The sequence below is a fragment of the Sulfitobacter sp. 15WGC genome, from assembly GCF_005068605.1.
Taxonomy (GTDB): Bacteria; Pseudomonadota; Alphaproteobacteria; order Rhodobacterales; family Rhodobacteraceae; genus Sulfitobacter; species Sulfitobacter faviae.
Map to the genome: position 1 here is coordinate 1 of NZ_SZNL01000207.1, position 252 is coordinate 252.

The 252-nt window shown below is 56.3% G+C and carries 1 pseudogene; it reads left to right on the plus strand.

The features are described 5' to 3' along the window. A pseudogene (locus FCK22_RS19500) lies at positions 1-139 on the plus strand (kynureninase); the annotation flags it as partial. Between the last annotated feature and the right edge of the window lie 113 nt (positions 140-252).

Genomic DNA, 252 nt, shown 5'->3' on the forward strand with positions numbered 1-252 from the left:
CGCGCCCGACATCATGCGCTTTGGCTTCACGCCGCTTTATCTGGACGCCGAGGATGTCTCCAAGGCGGTCGCGATCATCCGCGATGTGATGGAGAACCGCCTCTGGGATAACGAAAAATACAAGACCGCGCGCGGGTGACCTGACAGTATCAGGCGCAGGCGTTAAGCTGGCACAACGATCCAACAAAACGGGCCCGGCAAAGAGGCTCAAACCAACCAAGGGAGACTGAAATGAAGATGAAATCACTGGTG